Origin of the sequence: uncultured Jatrophihabitans sp. (assembly GCF_964244045.1) — a bacterium.
Taxonomy (GTDB): Bacteria; Actinomycetota; Actinomycetes; order Mycobacteriales; family Jatrophihabitantaceae; genus Jatrophihabitans.
The window spans coordinates 13,388-29,611 of the sequence record NZ_CAXTHK010000003.1 but is presented as its reverse complement, the minus strand read 5'-3'; the positions used below and the strand labels follow the sequence as shown (position 1 = coordinate 29,611).

16 protein-coding genes and 1 tRNA gene are annotated in these 16,224 nt (G+C 69.9%); 10 read left to right on the top strand and 7 right to left on the bottom strand.

Going from position 1 to position 16,224, the window contains the following annotated elements:
- The first annotated feature begins 98 nt into the window (after positions 1–98).
- Positions 99–2,345 (top strand): putative bifunctional diguanylate cyclase/phosphodiesterase, encoded by a 2,247-nt coding sequence (locus ACFFC4_RS03210; protein ID WP_375497727.1) that lies wholly within the window; start codon positions 99–101, stop codon positions 2,343–2,345.
- Between the two features lie 10 nt (positions 2,346–2,355).
- Here ACFFC4_RS03210 and ACFFC4_RS03205 read toward each other — a convergent pair.
- Positions 2,356–2,432 (bottom strand) — tRNA-Pro (locus ACFFC4_RS03205).
- 68 nt (positions 2,433–2,500) lie between these two features.
- The gene (locus tag ACFFC4_RS03200) at positions 2,501–3,463 is read right to left on the bottom strand and encodes a metallophosphoesterase (protein ID WP_375497725.1); all 963 of its coding nucleotides are present in this window, start codon (positions 3,461–3,463) and stop codon (positions 2,501–2,503) included.
- 43 nt (positions 3,464–3,506) lie between these two features.
- Here ACFFC4_RS03200 and ACFFC4_RS03195 point away from each other — a divergent pair, with 43 nt between their 5' ends.
- Positions 3,507–3,977, top strand: a complete 471-nt coding sequence (locus tag ACFFC4_RS03195) for a GatB/YqeY domain-containing protein (RefSeq protein WP_375497723.1) — start codon at positions 3,507–3,509, stop codon at positions 3,975–3,977.
- Positions 3,978–4,015: 38 nt separating this feature from the next.
- On the opposite strand, the gene ACFFC4_RS03190 is transcribed toward ACFFC4_RS03195, so the two are convergent.
- From ACFFC4_RS03190 to ACFFC4_RS03180, 3 genes are read right to left on the bottom strand one after another with little or no spacing between them, the layout of a single operon-like run.
- Positions 4,016–6,556 carry a transglycosylase domain-containing protein gene (locus tag ACFFC4_RS03190; protein ID WP_375497721.1) on the bottom strand — a complete coding sequence of 847 codons (2,541 nt, stop codon included), beginning with the start codon at positions 6,554–6,556 and terminating at the stop codon, positions 4,016–4,018.
- Positions 6,557–6,610: 54 nt separating this feature from the next.
- A complete protein-coding gene (locus ACFFC4_RS03185; RefSeq protein ID WP_375497719.1) occupies positions 6,611–7,750 on the bottom strand; it encodes an ArsA family ATPase in 1,140 nt (379 codons plus the stop codon).
- Positions 7,747–8,736 (bottom strand): ArsA-related P-loop ATPase, encoded by a 990-nt coding sequence (locus tag ACFFC4_RS03180; RefSeq protein WP_375497717.1) that lies wholly within the window; start codon positions 8,734–8,736, stop codon positions 7,747–7,749. The genes ACFFC4_RS03185 and ACFFC4_RS03180 overlap by 4 nt, the downstream gene beginning before the upstream one ends.
- Positions 8,737–8,846: 110 nt before the next feature.
- Here ACFFC4_RS03180 and ACFFC4_RS03175 point away from each other — a divergent pair, with 110 nt between their 5' ends.
- The 4 genes from ACFFC4_RS03175 to ACFFC4_RS03160 all read left to right on the top strand — a co-directional run bounded on the left by ACFFC4_RS03175 (position 8,847) and on the right by ACFFC4_RS03160 (position 11,958).
- The gene (locus ACFFC4_RS03175; protein ID WP_375497715.1) at positions 8,847–9,308 is read left to right on the top strand and encodes a RidA family protein; all 462 of its coding nucleotides are present in this window, start codon (positions 8,847–8,849) and stop codon (positions 9,306–9,308) included.
- Positions 9,305–10,099 carry an NUDIX hydrolase gene (locus ACFFC4_RS03170; RefSeq protein WP_375497713.1) on the top strand — a complete coding sequence of 265 codons (795 nt, stop codon included), beginning with the start codon at positions 9,305–9,307 and terminating at the stop codon, positions 10,097–10,099. Before ACFFC4_RS03175 ends, ACFFC4_RS03170 begins: the two co-directional genes overlap by 4 nt.
- Positions 10,096–10,893 carry an MBL fold metallo-hydrolase gene (locus ACFFC4_RS03165; RefSeq protein WP_375497711.1) on the top strand — a complete coding sequence of 266 codons (798 nt, stop codon included), beginning with the start codon at positions 10,096–10,098 and terminating at the stop codon, positions 10,891–10,893. The genes ACFFC4_RS03170 and ACFFC4_RS03165 overlap by 4 nt, the downstream gene beginning before the upstream one ends.
- 219 nt (positions 10,894–11,112) lie before the next feature.
- Positions 11,113–11,958 (top strand): hypothetical protein, encoded by an 846-nt coding sequence (locus tag ACFFC4_RS03160; RefSeq protein WP_375497709.1) that lies wholly within the window; start codon positions 11,113–11,115, stop codon positions 11,956–11,958.
- A gap of 87 nt (positions 11,959–12,045) precedes the next feature.
- On the opposite strand, the gene ACFFC4_RS03155 is transcribed toward ACFFC4_RS03160, so the two are convergent.
- Together ACFFC4_RS03155 and ACFFC4_RS03150 are read right to left on the bottom strand one after the other, a co-directional pair.
- Positions 12,046–12,720 (bottom strand): Crp/Fnr family transcriptional regulator, encoded by a 675-nt coding sequence (locus ACFFC4_RS03155; protein WP_375497707.1) that lies wholly within the window; start codon positions 12,718–12,720, stop codon positions 12,046–12,048.
- A gap of 89 nt (positions 12,721–12,809) precedes the next feature.
- Complete coding sequence (locus ACFFC4_RS03150) at positions 12,810–13,151, bottom strand: hypothetical protein (RefSeq protein ID WP_375497705.1); 342 nt, start codon at positions 13,149–13,151, stop codon at positions 12,810–12,812.
- On the opposite strand from ACFFC4_RS03150, the gene nth reads away from it, so the two are divergent.
- The 4 genes from nth to ACFFC4_RS03130 are packed head-to-tail and all read left to right on the top strand — an operon-like array spanning position 13,144 to position 16,218.
- Positions 13,144–13,866, top strand: a complete 723-nt coding sequence (gene nth, locus ACFFC4_RS03145; RefSeq protein ID WP_375497704.1) for an endonuclease III — start codon at positions 13,144–13,146, stop codon at positions 13,864–13,866. The genes ACFFC4_RS03150 and nth overlap by 8 nt on opposite strands.
- The gene (locus ACFFC4_RS03140; RefSeq protein WP_375497702.1) at positions 13,863–14,531 is read left to right on the top strand and encodes an NUDIX hydrolase; all 669 of its coding nucleotides are present in this window, start codon (positions 13,863–13,865) and stop codon (positions 14,529–14,531) included. Before nth ends, ACFFC4_RS03140 begins: the two co-directional genes overlap by 4 nt.
- The gene (locus ACFFC4_RS03135) at positions 14,531–15,016 is read left to right on the top strand and encodes a cupredoxin domain-containing protein (protein WP_375497700.1); all 486 of its coding nucleotides are present in this window, start codon (positions 14,531–14,533) and stop codon (positions 15,014–15,016) included. Before ACFFC4_RS03140 ends, ACFFC4_RS03135 begins: the two co-directional genes overlap by 1 nt.
- Positions 15,013–16,218 (top strand): MarP family serine protease, encoded by a 1,206-nt coding sequence (locus tag ACFFC4_RS03130; RefSeq protein ID WP_375497698.1) that lies wholly within the window; start codon positions 15,013–15,015, stop codon positions 16,216–16,218. Before ACFFC4_RS03135 ends, ACFFC4_RS03130 begins: the two co-directional genes overlap by 4 nt.
- Positions 16,219–16,224: the final 6 nt, after the last annotated feature.

Below are 16,224 nucleotides of genomic sequence, written 5' to 3'. Positions count from 1 at the left end.
GGAAGACTGTCATGCGCGGCGGGGCTCATCATCGGCGCCGGACTGCCGATGATGAGGACATCACTGCCCGGCTGAGTGGCGGCGAGAGGAATTGGTTCATGTCCGGATCGGAACTGCCGACTCCGCTCGCCTATGACCCTGCGGTCCGCTCGTCGATCGCCGCTGGTCTGCGCCTCGCCCTGGGCGAATCGGCCGCCGACTCTGCCAGCGTGCTCGTTCGGGACGCGTCGACGAACGGCTGGGCACGCCTGGCAGGCGATCTGGCTGTGTCGGACGACAAGCTCCACGAGCTGGGTGGCGAGCTCGCGTTCGATGAGCTGGTGGTCGGCCGCAGCGTGGTCGGCTACCCGCTTCGGAGCGAACGCGGGCTGCTCGGCGTGTTGGTGGTTGCGACCGAATCGGATCTCGCGCACTCCGCCCGCAGCACGCCGGCGCTCGACGACCTGGTCCGCTTCCTGACAACCACGCTGGACGCCGCGGCCGAGCGCGCCGAGGCGGCGTTTGCCGAACAGTCTTCGCGCGCGGTTCGTCGACTGTTCGTCGAGGGCGGCAATGCCCGGGACGTCCGGGAAGCCGGGACGGTGCTCGCCCGCGTGGCCGCCGACGCCTTCCAGACCGAGCGGGCCGGCGTGTACGTGATCGATGACGCAGGACTCATCTGCTTTGCGGTAGGGGTTGGCGTCACCGATGAGCTCAGCGATGCGCTGGCGGCGTCCCTCAACGGCAAGGTCGCGGCGCTGTCCCCGGTCTGGCAGACCCTCCAGCGCCTGGGTGGCCCGGACCTCGTGGACGACGCGGGGTCGAAGCAGGCCCGGCCCGGCGGCTTCGTCGAAACCATGCAATTCCGCTCCTACGTCGCGATCCCCCTCATGTCGGCCGAGGGGTCGCTGGGCATGGTCATCTGCGGCGAGGCGTCGCGGCACCGCGCGTGGAACATGCGAGAGCGCGAGCTCGCCAAGCAGTTCGCCCTGGAAGGCGCGTTGATCATCGATGCGGCACGACTGCGGACCGCGCAACGTGAGCAGCTGGCGCTGCTTTCCCATCAGGCGCATCACGACGGTCTGACCGGACTTGGGAACCGCCGGATGCTGATGGCCCGCCTGGACGAGACGCTGGACGCGGCGCGGGCCGACGGGTCGAAGGTCGCGCTGCTGCTCCTCGATCTGAACGACTTCAAGCGGGTAAACGACACGCTGGGGCACTGCTACGGCGACGAGTTGCTACGAGAGGTCGGCTACCGCCTGCAGAAGAGCATGCGTTCGTCGGACACGCTTGCCCGCCTGGGTGGAGACGAATTCGCCATCGTGATGCCCGAGGTCTCGGGAAACGAGCGGGCCCTTGCCACGGCGTTGCGCGTAGAGAGCGCCCTTGCCGAACCGATTGTTCTCGACGGGGTGAGTGTCAACGCGGAGGCCAGTCTCGGCATCGCCGTGTTCCCCGACCACGCAGCGTCCAGTGCAGCTCTGCTCCAGCATGCCGACGTCGCCATGTATGCCGCGAAACGCTCCCGGATCGGGGCGGTCGTCTATGAGCAGTCGATGGACGACACGACGGTCGACCGGTTGAGCCTGTCCACGGAATTGCGCAGCGGGATCGCCAATGGCGAGCTGCGGTTGCACCACCAACCCAAGCTCGACCTGCAGCGCAACGTCGTGGTGGGCGTCGAAGTTCTTGTGCGCTGGCAGCACCCGCGTCGCGGCCTGCTCCATCCAGCCGATTTCCTGATGCTGGCCGAGGCCTCCGAACTCATCCACCCGCTCACGGCCTGGGTCTGCGAACACGCCATCGCCCAGCAGCAGCAGTGGGCGCACCAGGGCCTCGAGCTGAAGGTCGCCGTCAACATGTCGGCCCGCAACCTGCTCAACCGAGGGTTGCTCACTCGGGTGCGAGACCAGATCAGCCTGAGCGGCGCACCCGAGCGGTTCATCATCGAGGTCACCGAGACGGCGGTGATGAGTGATTCCGAGCAGAGCATCGCGTCGCTGAAGGCGTTCCGCGACCTCGGCGTCCGCATCAGCATGGATGACTTCGGCACCGGCCAGTCCTCGCTCGCGCTGCTCAGCCAGCTGCCCGTCGACGAACTCAAGATCGATCGACAACTCGTGGGTGCCGTGGACGCCTCGGTGCAGGATCGGGCGCTCGTGGACACGATCATCCACCTGGGCCATCGGCTGGGTCTGGAGGTGGTCGCCGAGGGCATCGAGACGGCCGAGCTCCTGCAGACGATGCGGGAGCTCGGGTGCGACCTGGCTCAGGGCTACTACATCTCCCACCCCGTCGACGGGGCAGCGATCACCGAATTGATGACCAAGCGCCCGCGGGCACGAGAGTCGCTGATGTCCTAGGGACATCACCTGGTCGGGGTGACAGGATTTGAACCTGCGGCCTCTTCGTCCCGAACGAAGCGCGCTACCAAGCTGCGCCACACCCCGTCGCGTTCCGCAGCACCCAAGGGCCTGCGACACGGCAACCGGCCCAGCATACCGGGCGCAGCGACTGACTATGGCCGGGGTGTCAGCGTGAGCAGGGTGGCCTCGGGCCGGCAGCAGAACCGGATCGGCGAGTACGGGTTCGTGCCCAGGCCGGCGCAGATGTGGAAGTACATCCCGTCCCCGTCCCACTGGTGCAGCCAGCGGGCGCGGGCGCGGTCGATGCCGCAGTTGGTCACGAGCGGCGGTCCGAACGGGATGCGCACCTGGCCGCCGTGGGTGTGGCCGGCCAGCAGCAGGTCGTAACCGTCGGCTGCGAACGCCGCCAGCAATCGCGGCTCGGGGGAATGGATGACGCCGATCCGGACGTCCGCGTCGGGATCGGCGGCGCCGGCGATCTTGACGTAGCGGGCCCGGCCCAGGTGCGGGTCGTCGGTGCCGGCGAGCGCGACCCTGACGGCCCCGGCGGCCCTGGCGGCCCCGGCGGCCCTGGAGGCCCTGGAGGCGTTGTCCGCGTTGACCGTGACCGTGGTGCGCACGTGCGTGAGGTCCTCCCAGCCGGCGCCGGCCATCGCACGCGCAAGGGTGGGCCACGGCAGCGGGACGAGATCGTCAGGCAGCTCGCCCCCGGGTCGCTGGAAGTAGCGCGCCGGGTTCTTCGGCCGTGGCGCCCAGTAGTCGTTGTTGCCCGGCACGAAGGCCCCGGGGAACGCAAACAGCGGCTCGAGGGCGTGCATGACGGCCGGGATCGCATCGAGCGCCGACAGCGTGTCGCCGGTGTTGATCACCAGGTCGGGTTGGAGCTCGGCCAGGCCGCGGATCCAGTCCTGCTTACGGCGCTGCCGCGCGGTGATGTGCAGGTCGGATACATGCAGGACGCGCATCGCCGCCGATCCGGGCGTCAGGACCGGGACGTCGAAGTGCCGTAGTACGAAGGCGTTGCGCTCGATGACCGTGCCGTAGAAGATCGCGCCCGCCCCGGCAGCCCCGATCCCGGCAAGCGTCCGCGTGGGCGCGGAGATGGGGCGGGCCATGAGCCCAGAGTACGGAGGTGCGCCCGTCGATACGGTGGACAGCATGAGTGAGCTCAGAACCGCGTCCTTGAAGAACCTCCTGCACGCCGACCTCACCACTGCGATGAAGGCCCGGGACGAGTTGACCACCGCCACCCTGCGAATGGCGCTGACTGCGGTCACCACCGAGGAGGTCGCGGGCAAGGCCGCACGCGAGCTGTCGGACGACGAGGTGCTGCGGGTGCTCACCCGTGAGGGCAAGAAGCGGCGCGAAGCGGCCGAGGCCTACGACCAGGCGCAACGTCCGGAACTCGCGGCCCGCGAGCGCGCCGAGGGCGAGGTCATCGACCGCTATCTGCCCAGCCAGCTCGACGACGCGGAGCTGGTCGAGCTCGTGCGCGCTGCTGTCGCCGAGACGGGAGCCACCGGCCCGCGCGACATGGGCGCGGTCATGAAGGCGGTGCAGCCGAAGGTGGCCGGGCGGGCCGACGGCAAGCGGGTCAGCAGCGAGGTGCGCACGCAGCTTTCCGGCTGACGCCGGGGGTGTGCCGGCTCGCGGGCTGACGCGCGGCGTTAGCGGCTCGGTGTCCCGCCGGTGCCGGTCCCGCCCGTGCCGGTCCCGCCGGTGCCGGTCCCGCCCGTGCCGGTCCCGCCGGTGCCGCCTGTGCCGGTCCCGCCGGTCCCGGTCCCGCCGGTGCCGGTGCCTGTTCCATTGCCCGACCCGGTCGTGGTGCCCCCGGGCCGGGTCGTGCGCGGCTTCGGCTTGGTGCGCTTGGGCTGCGGGACGTAGATGGACTGCAGCGTGCCCAGGCTCTGGCACACCAGGATCGTCGAGCCCTCGGGCGCTTTGTGTGGGCCGTAGAAGGCGATCGAATCGTACGGGGCGACCGAGGCTGACGCCGGGCACCGTAACGAATCGCTGGTGCTGAGCGGGGCGATCGTGAACTTGCCTTCCACCGCCGTGCGGGCCTCGCTCAGCGACATCCCGGTCAGGTCGGGCACGTCCTGGCCAGAGACGTCGTCCGGCGTTTCCCACGTCCAGGATTGCGCGCCCAGCGTCGATCCCAGCGCCTTGAGCCAGACCTTGGACGCGTAGTTGCCGTACGCCGTCCCGGTCTTCTGCCCGGGCAGACCGGTGGACGCTCGGTTCGGGTAGTCGAAGTTGATCAACGCACTTGTCGCCACCAGGTCAGGTGTCATCCCGACGAACCACACAGCGGCGTTCTTGCTCGTCTCCTTGCCGTTGCGGCCCACGGCGGCCACCGTCCCGGTCTTGCCGGCGACAGTGCTTTTGTCGTCGCTGTACCAGCTGTCGAACTCGCCGGCCGACGTGCCGTCACCCTCGGTGTCGCCGCTGAGGATCTTGACAGCCTGCGCTGCAGTCTCCGGCGCGACGACCTGCACGCCCGGCTTGCGCTTGAGCGCCAGCGCGCTGCCGCCGCTGTCGGTGACCGACAGGATCGGCGCGGGCGCGTTGTACTTGCCGCCGTTGGCCACGGCTGCATAGGCGCCGGCGAGCTCGAGCGGGCTGACCGGCACGCTGCCCAGGACGAACTGCTGCGCGCGCTGCTGCGACTCGATGGCTTGAGCGACGGTCAGCTTGCTCGTACCGTCGGGTTCCGACAGCTCACCGATGCCGAGTTTCTGGGCCAGCGACACCATCGGGTCGAGCTGGCAGTTGAACAGCTGGTCGGCAAGGCCGAGGAAGAAGGTGTTCGACGACTTGGCGGTGGCCGAGTCGAGCGTCTCCTGGTCGCTGTAGGACTCGTCCGCGTCGCCGTTCGACGTCCCCGGCTTCTTGGTTGCGCAGTACTTGGGCTGGTAGTTGCCGTTGGCCGTGGTCAGTAGCGGCCAGGTGCTCGGCACACCGACCGACAGTGCGCTGAGCAGCGGAAAGAGCTTGAAGGTCGAGGCGCCGTTCGCCACCTGGGCGGTGAACACCGGCTGCTCGGTCTGCCCCTTGCCGTCGCCGAACGTTTTGCTCGTGGCCATGGCCAGGACGTTGCCGGTCTTGGGGTCGATCGCCGGCAGCACGGCCGTCATCGCCGATGTCGCCGGAATGGCCTTGGCCAGCTTGGCCTGCATGGTGTTCTGCAGCTTCGGGTCGAGCGTCGTGACGATCTTCAGGCCGCCGGTCTGCAGCTCGGTGTCGGAGATCCCGTCGACGTTCTGCAACCAGTTGACCGCGTACTCGCAGAAGAAGTTGACGTTGGCGATCTTCGACGCAGTGTTCGCACACCCCTGGCGCACCTGGGGCGGTGACTTCGTGCTCAACGAGATAGGCTTGGCCTTCTCACTGTTGGCGTGGGCCTGACTGAGCTTGTGGACCGACACCAGGTTCTGCAGCACCTCGTTGCGGCGCTCGGTGGCCGCCGCCCGGTGCAGGAACGGGTCGTAGTCCGACGGCGCGCGCAGCATGCCGACCAGCAGCGCCGACTCGCCGAGCGTCAGTTGCGACGACGGCTTGTCGAAATACGTCTCGGCCGCGGTCTGGATGCCGTAGGAGTGCTCGCCGAAGAAGGCGATGTTCAGGTAGTCGTCCAGGATCTGGCTCTTGGACTTGCCCAGCGTCTCCTCGATGTAGAGGGCGCACTTAGCGTCCTCGATCTTGCGGTTGATGTTCTGGGCGATGGCCGCCCGCTGCTTGGCCAGGTTGTCGCCGGCCTGGTAGTAACGCAGCTGCTTGACGTACTGCATGGTCAGCGTCGAGCCGCCCTGCGTGTCGCCGTTCGAGGTGTTGATGGCCGAGCGGATGAGGCCGCGCAGGTCGACGCCGTGGTGGCTGTAGAAGCGCCGGTCCTCGGTGGCCACTAGCGCCTGCTGCAGGATCGTGGGCACCTGGCTCAGCGGCACCGGGACGCGGTCCTGCTTGAACAGCGTTGCCACGACAGTCTTGCCGTCCTTGGCGACCAGCGTGGTCTTCTGTGGCGGCTTGCTGTCGGGCAGGTCGCACTGGGTGTTCTGGAACTTGTCGGCCTCCCGTCCGGCCACGAGACCCAGGCCCCCGACATAGGGCAGCGCAAGGCCGGCGACGAGCACTCCGGCCGCCACCAGGGCGACGAAGAGCTTCGCCAGCGTCTGCCAAGGGTCCGGTCGTCCGGGGAAAGCTGCCACGGGATGCCAGGGTACGGGGAATCGCTGGGTATCGCTGACGACCGTCGCGACTGCTCAGGCGCCCAGCAACTCGCCGATGGTGGCCAGGCCCGCGAGGTCGTGGACGTCGGCGGCCAGCGCGGGCACTGCGACCAGCGGCACGGCGGGATGGGCGGACGAGAACCGCTTCGTCATCCGCGCGTCGTGCTCGGCGGCGCCGGCGACCTCGCTGTGCACCCGCAATGCGGCCAGCGCGAGGTCGACGGCGGGCGCGGCATCGCCGGCCTTCTCAGCCAGTGCGTCGGCTGCGGCGTCGGCCCGCGCGGCGGTCAGCGCCTTGGCGCCGGTGACGGGGCTGGTGACCCGCGTGCGGTTGACAATGACGCCGGCCAGCGGCATCGACTCCTCGGACAACCGCGCGACGAAGTACGAGGCCTCGCGCAGCGCGTCGGGTTCCGGTGCGGCCACGACCACGAACGCCGTTCCTGGTTGCTTGAGCAGTTCATAGGTCTGCTGGGCCCGTTCGCGAAAACCGCCGAACATCGACTCCAGCGCGCTGACGAACGTCGACAGGTCGTTGAGCAGGTCGTTGCCGATGACCTTCGTGAAAACCCGGGCCATCATGCCGACCGACACGGTGACGACCTTCAGGTACGCCTTGCCACCCGCCTTCGCCGGGGCGGTCAGCAGTTTGATCATCCGGCCGTCCAGGAAGCGGCTCAGGCGGTTGGGCGCGTCGAGGAAATCCAGCGCAGATCGCGAGGGCGGGGTGTCGACGACGATGAGGTCCCACTCGTTCTGCGCGACCAACTGGCCCAGCTTCTCCATCGCCATGTACTCCTGCGTTCCGGCGAAGGAGGAGGACAGTGATTGGTAGAACGGGTTGCTGAAGATCTGCTCGGCGCGGTCGGGCGTGGAGTTCTCGAGCACGACGTCGTCGAACGTGCGCTTCATGTCGAGCATCATCGCGAACAGCTGACCGTCGCCCACCCCGTGCACCTCGCGCGGGGTGTTGTCGAGTTCGGTCAGGCCCATCGACTGTGCCAGGCGGCGTGCGGGGTCAATGGTCAGCACCACGGTGCGTCGCCCGGCCTGCGCGCCGATGAGGGCCATGGCCGCGGCGGTCGTGGTCTTGCCCACCCCGCCGCTGCCGCAGGTGACGACGACCCGGGTCAACGGATCGCGCACGAGCGCCGCGACGTCGAGCTGGCTCATGAGGTGCCGCCGGTGAAGCAGGCCGCGAGTTCTTTCAGCTCGCCGAGCTGCACGGGTGGGTTGAGATCGGGCAGCTCGACGCGGGGGAGGTCGAGCTTGTCCAGCCGCGCGGCGTTCTCGGCCTGCACGATCTGACGCTTCGCGTAGTCGGCCATCTCGGCGGCGAGCGCCGGCGCGTGTGCCACCGCAACGCCGGCCGCGCGCAGGCCCGCGGCAAGGAGCTCGGGATCGACGGTGCCGTCGGCGCGGATCTGGCTCTCGGTGATCAGGGCGGGGCGGGCCCGATTGACGATCACCGCGCCGAGGTGGAAGCCGAGGTCGGCGAGCTCGCCGGCGGCGTCGATCGTCTCCTGCACCGGCATCTCCTCGAGCAGGGTGACGAGGTGGATGGCCGTCTTCGGCCCGTGCAGCAGGTTGATCACGCCCTCGCTCTGCCTGTTGATCGGCCCGAACTTCGTCAGCTTCGCGACCTCCTGCGTGGCGTCGAGGAAGCGGCTGATGCGGCCGGTGGGGGGAGCGTCGAGGACGACTGCGTCGTACACGGGCTTGCCGCCGGACTGTCGAACGACCGATTCCTTGACCTTGCCGGTGAGCAGCACGTCGCGCAGCCCTGGGGCGAGGGTGGTGACGAAGTCGACGGCGCCCATCTTCTTCAGCCCGCGGCCGGCGCGCTTGAGGTTGTAGAACATCTCGAGGTAGTCCAGCATCGCCTGCTCGGGGTCGATGGCCAGCCCGCGCAGCTCGCCGCCGTTCGCGGCACTCGCGACATGGCGTTCCTCGTAGGGCATCGGCGGGGTGTCGAACAGCTGCGCGATCGACTGCCGAGATTCGACCTCGACGAGCAGCACCTTGCGTCCGGTGTCGGCGAGCGCCAACGCCAGCGCGGCGGCGGCCGTGGTCTTGCCCGTACCGCCCTTGCCGGTGACGACGTGCAGGCGCGCCTTCGCGGAGATCGCGGGCGAGAGCCCGTCGGTGACAGCGACCATCTGGTCAGCGTAAGACGCCCGCTCGGGTGCTGCCCGATGGGACTCAGGCGGTGTGAGTTGGCCTGCGATGTAGACCGATACCGACCGATACCTTCAGTTACCTTCAGCGCATGGCCCCTTCCCCGTCCGAGCGGCTCGCCGAACTCGGGATCACGCTGCCCCCAGTCGTCCCGCCACTCGCGGCTTACGTCCCGGCCGTGCGCACGGGGTCGCTGGTGTTCACGTCCGGCCAACTGCCGATGGTCGACGGCTCGCTTCCCCGCACCGGGAAGGTGGGCGCTGAGGTGACATCCGAGGACGCTGCGCTCGACGCCCGCGCGGCGGCACTGAACGCGCTGGCCGCGGTGCACGCGCTGGTCGGCATCGACTCGGTGGTGCGGGTGGTGAAGGTGGTCGGCTACGTCGCGAGCGCGCCGGGTTTCACCGGGCAACCGGGCGTCGTCAACGGCGCCAGCGAGCTGCTCGGCGAGGTGTTCGGGCCCGCCGGTGCGCATGCGCGCTCGGCGGTCGGGGTGGCGGCGCTGCCGCTCGACGTCCCCGTCGAGATCGAGCTGGTCGTGGAGGTCCGGTGACTGAGCGACGCTTGCGGAGCGAATACGTCACTGAGCCGGTGCCGGTGCGCGACGCGGCGACCGTCGTCCTGCTGCGCGACGGAACCGACGGGTTGGAGGCGTGGTTGCTGACCAGGGTTGCCCAGATGGCGTTCGCGGCCGGCATGACCGTCTTCCCCGGTGGCCGGGTCGACGACTCTGATTCGCGTCTGCCGGTCGCCGTAGCCGACGTCGAGCGGGTGGCGGCGCGCTTCGACTGTGACGCCGTGCTGGCCCGGGCGCTGGTCGGCGCAGCCGCCCGCGAGACATTCGAGGAGACCGGCGTCCTGTTGACGGCACCGCGCGCCCATCTGCCCGAGCACCGCGCCGACGTCGAGAACGGGGTGCTGGCGTTCGGCGCGTTGTTGTCCGAACACGGGCTGACCGTCGACGGTGCGGCACTGCGGCCATGGGCCCGGTGGGTGACCCCGGAGGGTGAGAACCGGCGCTACGACACCAGGTTCTTCGTCGGCGCGTTACCCGAGGGCGCCGAGGCGCAGGACGTCACCACCGAGTCGAGCGAGGCGGCCTGGCTGCCCATCGCGCTGGCGCTGGAACAGGGCGAGCGCGGCGAGCGCAGCATCCTGCCGCCGACCCTGGTCACGTTGCTCGGCGTCCAGGCCTGCGGCTCGGTGGCCGACGTGCTCGCCGCCGCCGACGAGCGGATCATCGCGCCGGTGCGTCCGTCGCTCAAGATCGACGACGACGGGTCCGTCAGCATCGAGCTCGACGACGGCACCCGCTACCCGATCCCGCGCTCGATGTTGCCGTGAGCCTGTCCTACGAGCAGCTGCGGTCGGTGACGGCTCGCGCCGCTGTGTTGCTGCAGCGCAACCCTGGGCCGATGTCGCTCGACGGCACGAATAGCTGGCTGGTCGGCGCGCCGGATGCGGACGAGCGCATCCTCATCGACCCCGGCGAGGACAGCGAGGAGCACCCGGGCGCCGAGCACCTCTCAGGATTGCTCGCCAGCCGACCGTCGCTCGTGCTCCTGACGCATGGCCACCACGACCACAGCGGGCTCGCGGCCGGGCTGCATGCGCAGACCGGTGTTGCGGTGCGCGCGGCCGACCCGGCCCATTGCCACGGCGGCGCGCCGCTCTCGGACGGTGAGTCGTTGGACGCGGCCGGTGTGCGGCTGCAGGTCCTGGCCACACCTGGGCATACGGCCGACTCGGTGTCCTTCGTGCTCGCGGGCAGCGACGATGCGGACGGCGCGGCCGTTTTCACCGGCGACACGATCCTGGGTCGGGGCACGACGGTGGTCGCGCATCCGGACGGCGCGCTGGGGCCGTACCTCGCTTCGCTGGAACGGTTGCGGGCGTTGGGCCCGGCGCGGGTGCTGCCCGGACACGGCCCGGAGCTGGATTCGGTGGCCGACGTCGCCGCTGCGTACCTCGCACACCGTCAGCAGCGCCTCGAGCAGGTCCGTTCCGCGCTCGACCGGTTGGGCCCGGCGGCCACCCCGCGTGCGATTGTCGAGGACGTCTACGCCGACGTCGACCAGGCCGTGTGGTGGGCCGCCGAACTGTCCGTCGCCGCGCAGCTGGACTACCTGCGCGAGTAGTCCGCCGCCCCCCCGCCCGTCCCGTCCCGTCCCGTCCCGTCCCGTCCCGTCCCGTCCCGTTGAGTGTCGGGTTGCAGCGCGAGTGTCGACTTAAAAGCCGACACTCGACACGTAACCCGACACTCAACGTGGGAGCGCCGGCGTCCACAGGGCCGCGCCTCGTCCACAGCGTCGCGGAAAGGGGTGCGAACCTGCCGCCCGGGCGCGGAACCTGCGCTGGTGACAGAGCTGATCCGCGTGACTCGTGGCGTATGGCGGCCGCCGGAAGCGTTGCCCGACCTCACCGCCCGGTGCGCTGCACTGCTCAGCGTCCTGCCAACTGACGCAGTCGTAGCCGGACGAACGGCCGCCCAGCTGCACGGGCTCTGGCTGCCGACTCCGGACGAGCCGGACCGCGTCGAAGTCATCGTCCAAGGGACGAGCGAGCTGCCGCGTAACCACGCCCGCAGCGGTCGCCACGAAGTGCGGGTCCGGCGGCGTCGTCTTCGCTGCGACGAGATCACCCAAGTCGGTGAAGTCCCGGTCACTGCGCTGCCGCTCACCTGGCTGCATCTCGCCGAGTGTCTCTGCTTGGAGGACCTGGTAGCCGCCGGGGACAGCGTGCTGCGGTCGGGCGCCCGCGAGGACGAGCTCTCCGATGTCGTGCAACGCGCGGTTCGCCAGCGAGGTGTTCGTCGGGCCCGCTCGGCACTGCCACTGCTCGACGCGCGCTCGCGCTCGCGGCCTGAGTCCTGGATGCGGGTCGGTTTCGTGCAACGCGGACTGAGACCGTCCGGCGTCAACCTGCCGGTGCGTGACGAGTGGGGTCAGTGGTTGGCCGAGCCGGACTTGAGTTACGAGGACGCGCGGCTGGCAGTCGAATACAACGGCCGATTCCACGCCGACTTGGATCGCATGCGCCGGGACATCACCCGCGAAGTCGATGTCGCGGAGCGTGGCCGTTGGCTGACCGTCACGCTGGGCCCGGTGCAGGTCTTCCAGCGGATGGATCAGGCCGCTGCTCTGGTGCGCGAACTACGCCGAGAACGCCTGATGATCATGACGCTCGCGTCATCCAGGCGTTGAGTGTCGGGTTGCAGCGCGAGTGTCGACTTACAAACCGACACTCGACGCGCAAGCCGACACTCAACGTGGGTGAGGGGAGGGCGGGCCTCAGCGGGCGCGGCGGGCCAGGCGCTCGCGGTCGAGGATGACGACGGACTTGCCCTCGAGACGCAGCCACCCGCGCGAGGCGAAGTCGGCGAGTGCCTTGTTGACGGTCTCGCGCGAGGCGCCGACGAGCTGGGCGAGCTCCTCCTGCGTGAGGTCGTGGGTGACCCGTAGCTGCCCACCGTCGATCGAGCCGAAGCGCTGGGCCAGCTGGAGCAGCTGCTTGGCCACCCGGCCGGGGACGTCGACGAAGATCAGGTCGGCGAGCATGGTGTTGGTGCGGCGCAAGCGGCGGGCGACGACGCGCAGCAGCTGCAGTGCGATCTGCGGGCGCTCGGTGGCCCACTTCTGCAGTGCTGCCTTGGGCAGCCGCGCCAGCCGGGCGTCCGTGACGACGGTCGCGGTGGCCGTGCGGGGGCCGGGATCGAACAGCGAGAGCTCACCGAACTGGTCGGACGGCCCGTAGATGGCGACCAGGTTCTCGCGCCCGTCGGGCGAACGCCGGCCGAGCTTCACCTTGCCACCCAGCACGATGTACAGGCTGTCGCCGGGCTCGCCCTCGTTGAACAGGACGGCGCCGCGGGGCGCGTCGAAGATCTCGAACTCACCGGACAGTGCTTCGACGTCTTCCGGGTCGACGCCCTGGAAGAGCCCCGCCCTGCGCAGAATCTCGTCCACCCATACTCCTCGGTCGCGGCTGATCATCGCCGGTGCGAGCCCGGTCACAGTCGAGGCGAGTCTAGGGCACCCGCCTTCCCTGCTGCTGATCAGTCCAGCGCGGCCGGATCAGCCCGACGACGACCGCGGCGCCGACCGATGCCCAACCGCACCCGGAAGCGGCGCAGCGCCGACTCACTGCCCTCGCGGACGAAGGTGTCCAATTCGGACTTGTTGGCCGTGTCGAGGAACTGCTCGATCTCGCGCTCGTTGGGCAGCAGGTTCAGCGGCTCCTCGACGCGCTCCATGAGCAGGACGAAGCCCAGCACGACGAAGGGGAAGAGGACGAGCGCGAAGCCGATCATGATGGCACCCATCATGCCGCACGGCGCCCGGAACGACGGGTAGGCCGGAGCTGTCGGATCCGGATCGTAGGCTCGTTCTGTGGTCACCGCCCCGCCCGTCGAGTCCCCGCTCGCGCTCACCCGCCGCGCTCGGCGGATCAATCGCGAGCTCGCCGACGTCTACCCCGACGCCCATTGCGAGTTGGACTTCACGACGCCGCTCGAGCTGTCGGTCGCCACGATCCTGTCGGCGCAATGCACGGACAAGCGGGTCAACGAGGTGACGCCGGCGCTGTTTCGTCGCTACCCGGACGCGGCCGCCTACGCCGGTGCCGACCGCGACGAGCTCGAGGCGTTGATCAAATCCACCGGGTTCTTCCGCAACAAGACCACGTCGCTGATCAAGCTCGGGCAGAAGCTGGTCGAGGACTTCGGCGGTGAGGTGCCGAACACGCTCACCGAGCTCGTCACCCTGCCCGGGTTCGGCCGCAAGACGGCCAACGTGGTCCTCGGCGACGCCTTCGGCGTACCCGGTCTCACCGTCGACACGCATTTCGGGCGGCTGGTGCGCCGCTGGGGTCTGACGGCCGAGACCGACCCGGTGAAGGTCGAGTTCGTCGTCGCCGAGCTGATCCCCAAGAAGGAGTGGACGGACTTCAGCCACCGCGCGATCTTCCACGGCCGGCGGATGTGTCACGCCCGCAAGCCCGCCTGCGGCGTCTGCCCCATTGCGCGGCTCTGCCCGTCCTTCGGCGACGGACCCACGGACGCCTCGGTCGCGGCGAAGCTCGTCAAGAGCGAGGCACAAGTGCTGGCGTCATGATCCCCGATTGGCTGGCGCCACTCGCTGCTGCGGCCGGTTCGATCACCGGTCATGACCTCTCGCAGTACCTGCCGCCCGAGGACGGGTCCGGGCGGCCGTCGGCCGTGCTCATCGCCTTCGCCGAGGGACCGGACGGGCCGGCGGTGCTGCTCATCGAGCGGGCGTCGGACCTGCGCAAGCACGCGGGTCAGGTCGCCTTCCCCGGCGGCTCTGTCGACGTGACCGACGCCTCGCCCACCGCAGCTGCCCTGCGCGAGGCGACCGAGGAGGTCGGTCTCGACGCTGCCGGCGTCGTCGTGCTTGCCGCGCTGCCCGACATCTTCATCCCGGTCACCGGGTTCGTCGTCACCCCGGTGCTGGCCTGGTGTCCGGACGTGCGCGACGTCGGGGCGGTGCGGGCCGTCGACGCCGGGGAGGTGGCGCGGGTCGAGCTCGTGCCGCTCGCCGAGCTGGCTGATCCCGCCAACCGCTTCCAGGTTGCCGGTCCGATGGGTTACATCCGGCCGGGTTTCGAGGTGCGGGGCCTGTTCGTTTGGGGGTTCACCGCCGGGTTGCTCGACCGGCTGCTCGAGCTCGCGGGATGGGCCCGGCCCTGGGACGAGACCGCACGCCGCACCCTGCCGCCGCTGCCCAAGTACGACACGCCCGTCGGTACGGTCGACTGATGCGCGCGATCCGAACCCGCCTCGCGGCCGGCGTCGTTGCGCTGGCACTGGTGGTCGGCGCGGCAAGCGGGTGCAGCAACACCAAATCGGCCGCGCAGCGGCAGCCGAACAGCGGGTCGGGCACCGCGACGATGGTCGACGGCGCCCAGCAGATCGTCGTCGTCACCGGCGCCGACCTGCGGTTCCACCCGGCCACGCTGATCGTGCACCCGGGCAAGGTCCGGATCATCCTGCAGAACCGCACGAGCACCGGGAGCGGGCCGCCGCACAACCTGCAGGTCACCGGCCTGCCCGGCGCAGCCGTCCCGCTGACCCCTGCCGGCGATGTCGCCTCGGTGACGTTCACGGCGGGCAAACCGGGTCGCTACGACTTCGTCTGCACCATCCACGTCCAGCAGGGCCAGACGGGGACGCTTGTCGTCGAACCGGGCAGTGCTAGTGGGTCGGGCGCCGCAGTTGGGTCGGGATCTGCGGCGGGCGCGTGAACGTCCTCGACGTGATCATCATCGTGGTCGCGATCGCTTACGGCATCGGCGGTTTCCGCAGCGGTGCCGTCGTGGGCGTCTTCTCGCTGCTCGGCTTCTTCGGCGGCGCAGCGATCGGCGCGCAGGTCGCGCAACCGCTCGGGTCGCGGGTGGCCGACGGCCGGGCGCAGGTACCGGTGGCGATCGTCTGCGTCCTGGTGCTGGCCACCGTCGGGCAGCTGGCCGGCGTCTACCTCGCCGGGCACGTGAAGCAGCTGGTGCCCAGGCGGGGCAGGCCCGTCGACGCCGGTGTCGGGTCGGTGCTCGGCGTGCTGTCGGTGCTGCTGGTGGCCTGGATGGTCGCGGTGCCGCTGGCCACCTCGCCGTACCCGACGCTCGCCGCCGAGGCCGGGCACTCCCGCATCGTGCGTGCCGTCAACGGGGCGGTGCCCGAAGAGGTGCGTGGGCTGTACTCGTCGCTGCGCGGATTCCTGGACCAGAGCGGCTTCCCGCCGGTCCTCGGCGACCTGCCCTCGACGTCCGTGGTGGCCGTGCCCTCGCCGCCCGCCAACCTGACGCCTGCGGTCGCGGCCCGGGTGCGTACCGCGCAGCGTTCGACGGTCAAGATCTTCGGCGAGGCGCCGGAGTGCGACCGTGGTATCGAGGGCTCGGGTTTCGTCTACGCCCCGCACCGCGTACTCACGAACGCCCACGTCGTGGCCGGCACCCGCACGGTTCGCATCGTTGTCGGCAGTGGCACGGGTGATTCGCAACGGACGGTGCCGGCTGAGGTCGTCTATCTCGATCCCGGCCGCGACGTCGCCGTGCTCTATGCCCCAGATCTGGACGCTCCCGCGCTGCGCTTCACCGCGGCGCCCGGGCGGACCGGCGACCCGGCCACCGTCCTCGGCTACCCGGAGAACGGGCCGTTCACCGTGCGCTCCGCCCGCATCCGCTCGCAGACCACCGTGCGCGGGTCGAACATCTACGGCAACGGAAACATCACCCGCTCGATCTACTCGATCCGCTCGGTCGTGCGCAGCGGCAACTCCGGCGGCCCGCTGCTCGCCGACGACGGCACCGTGCTCGGCATGGTCTTCGCCACCGCCCTCGACTCGCCCGACACCGGCTTCGTCCTCACCGACGCCGAAATAGCGGCCGCCGCGTCGGTGGGACGGACGGCCCGGGCAGCCGTCGACACCGGTTCCTGCACGCCGGGCTGAGTTAGA

Coding starts and splice junctions, on each gene's coding strand:
- ACFFC4_RS03200 (WP_375497725.1), bottom strand. CDS start 3,463: ATGGCCCGCCCCATCTCCGCGCCCACGCGGACGCTTGCCGGGATCGGG.
- ACFFC4_RS03210 (WP_375497727.1), top strand. CDS start 99: ATGTCCGGATCGGAACTGCCGACTCCGCTCGCCTATGACCCTGCGGTC.
- ACFFC4_RS03195 (WP_375497723.1), top strand. CDS start 3,507: ATGAGTGAGCTCAGAACCGCGTCCTTGAAGAACCTCCTGCACGCCGAC.
- ACFFC4_RS03185 (WP_375497719.1), bottom strand. CDS start 7,750: ATGAGCCAGCTCGACGTCGCGGCGCTCGTGCGCGATCCGTTGACCCGG.
- ACFFC4_RS03175 (WP_375497715.1), top strand. CDS start 8,847: ATGGCCCCTTCCCCGTCCGAGCGGCTCGCCGAACTCGGGATCACGCTG.
- ACFFC4_RS03140 (WP_375497702.1), top strand. CDS start 13,863: ATGATCCCCGATTGGCTGGCGCCACTCGCTGCTGCGGCCGGTTCGATC.
- ACFFC4_RS03135 (WP_375497700.1), top strand. CDS start 14,531: ATGCGCGCGATCCGAACCCGCCTCGCGGCCGGCGTCGTTGCGCTGGCA.
- ACFFC4_RS03180 (WP_375497717.1), bottom strand. CDS start 8,736: ATGGTCGCTGTCACCGACGGGCTCTCGCCCGCGATCTCCGCGAAGGCG.